Source organism: Sporocytophaga sp. (genome assembly GCF_017745095.1).
In the GTDB taxonomy this organism is placed as follows: domain Bacteria; phylum Bacteroidota; class Bacteroidia; order Cytophagales; family Cytophagaceae; genus Sporocytophaga.
The window spans coordinates 1-2,709 of the sequence record NZ_JAGHZZ010000054.1 but is presented as its reverse complement, the minus strand read 5'-3'; the positions used below and the strand labels follow the sequence as shown (position 1 = coordinate 2,709).

At 35.7% G+C, this 2,709-nt stretch carries 1 protein-coding gene; it reads left to right on the top strand.

Annotation, left to right across the window (positions count from 1 at the left end; translation table 11 throughout):
- Positions 1 to 719 precede the first annotated feature (719 nt).
- On the top strand, positions 720 to 2,709 hold a 1,990-nt coding region (locus tag J7604_RS26145), incomplete at its 3' end, for a beta strand repeat-containing protein (protein WP_367113620.1).

Below are 2,709 nucleotides of genomic sequence, written 5' to 3'. Positions count from 1 at the left end.
GCTGTCCTAATAATGGGAAGGTTACAATATGAAGCCCGTATGACCAAGGAGGTTGGACATGATAGAGTATGAATTGCATTAAAGTAAAATGGTTTTCTTTCATGATAGCAAAAAAATACATAAGTATCACATATAATATTATTGAATAGTGATGAGAAAGAATTGATAATCAAAATATGTTAAAAATATTTGTTTCAACTTGCAACTATAACATACATGTTGCGTTAAAAAATACGAAAACGCATCAGGGAAAATACGGTTAACTGTTCATAGTTATTGAATGTAAAACTGTTTTATAACATAGCGTAACTAATACAATAATTATAAATTCTAATTTAGAGGTAGGAGTATATTTGAGATACAATAAGTTATTATTAAAGGGGACTAAATTAATAATTCTTTCAAATCTGCAAATTTTCAATTTCTTCAAGCCATTCTTTAGAGGTCATATTAATTTCTATAAAATCAAGATTATACAATTACTAAGTCAATCACACTAGTTTAAAAATCAATTTATTATAGCCTATCTTATTTATCCTTAACTGCTCAGGTCTTTACATTGACTTCGCATAGTTATGTCTATGTTTATATTATATGTCAATAGAATTGAAGATCAATGCAGATCAGGTTTTTTTAAGTGGTATTATCACATTTAAAAGTTTAGTTAGCTCCATATTTCTACTTATAATTTCGGTTTTTATTTTCTCTTGCATTATTAAATGAAATATTTTCTACTCGCCATTTTATTTACAATAGTTTTTTTTGCGGATATAAGAAGAGGATACAGCCAATGTACAGGTTGTTCTCAAACAGTTAATGTTAGTGGAACGACATCTACTAATATTACGGCTGCAGCCAATGGTCAGATACTCTGTATTACTGGAACTGGTACGTACACTGGGACGATTAATATTAATTGGAAATCCAATGTTACATTATGCTTAGGAAGTGGAGTTACCCTAAGTTCTACTTCTATTGTCACTAATGTTGATGGTACTACTATAATGAATAATTATGGTACCTGGAATAATTCTTTAAATAATTCTGCAGGTATATATCAAAGTGGAGTTGTATATAATAACTATGGAACAGTTAATACAGATAACATCTATTTAACTACAAATACATTAAATAATTATGGAACGCTAAATGTAAGCGGAAGTATTGTTGTAAATAAAAAGGGGGTTTTCAATACATATCCTGGTTCTGCGATTACTGTTGGTGGGGATCTAACTGTAAATGGGGGAGTAGTGTCACTGGGAGGAGTCATGACAGTGATAGGTTCTGTTACCAATAATGGAACAATACAAGGAAATGGTGGAGGGGGAGGATGCTCAGGATTGAGCGTAGGAGGGTCCTTCACAAATAACGGGGTAGGTGACATACTTACTAACGGAGGATTGTCACTTAATAAACCTCCTTCCCCAAACTATGGGAATGTGCAGTCAAGCGTAATTATAAGTAATTCAAATCCTACAATCACTACTCAGCCAGTCAATGCATATGCTTGCCCGGGATCGAATGCATCATTTACTGTGGCTTCAACCCCAGCAGGGAATACTTATCAATGGCAGGTTCAAGCGGGAGGTTCTGGACCATTTACCACTATTACAGGACAAACAGGAAGTACTCTTACACTCTCAGGTGTAACGACTTCAATGAATGGAAATAATTATAGGGCTGTAATATATGCTTGTCCAAATTCGGTTGTATCTAATACAGCAACTTTAACAGTTAATCTAAGCGGAATAATTGCCTCGACCAATGTGAATTGTAATGGGGCGGCAACAGGGACAATCTCTATTTCTTCTCCAATGGGAGGTGGCGGAACATATCAATATTCAATTAATGGTGGTGGAACCTGGCAATCTTCTGGAAATTTTACAGGACTTACCGCTGGAGTTTATAATGTGCGGATAAGGGATGCAGCTAATACTTCTTGCGTCACAACATTGGACGCTGCATATTCTATTACTCAACCAACACTTCTAACTGCAACAATAAATAAAACGAATGTATTGTGTAATGGCGCATCGACAGGTGCAATATCCATAACTTCTCCAACCGGTGGAGTTTCTCCTTATCAATATTCGATAAATGGAGGGGCGTTTCAGTCTAGTGGAAGCTTTACGAACCTAGCGGCTGGGGTTTATACTGTAAATATGAAGGATGCGAATAACTGTATTGTAGCACTTTCTAACCAAACAATTAGTCAGCCTACAGCTTTGTCTGCGGCTTTTATAAAGGTTAATGTGCTTTGCAATGGGGCATCAACAGGTTCATTAAATGTATTCCCTTCTGGAGGAAATGCGCCATATCAATATTCAATAAATGGAGGTGCTTATCAGTCTAGTGGTTTATTTTCTGGTCTTGCTGCAGGAACATATACCCTGAATTTAAAAGATCTTAATAATTGTGTAGTATCCCTTCCTAGTCAGACAATTACAGAATCTGCTTTATTATCAGCAACGGTAACCAAAACGAATGTATTGTGTAATGGAGCTTCCACAGGTTCAATCAGTATTACATCAGCAACAGGAGGAGTACCGCGATATGAATACTCTCTAAATGGAGGAGGATATCAATCAAGCGGAAACTATACTGGTCTTTCAGCAGGGACTAATACCCTGAATATAAAAGATGCGAATAATTGTATAGTAGCTCTTCCTAGTCAGACAATCACAGAGCCTGCTCTACTATCAGCATCAG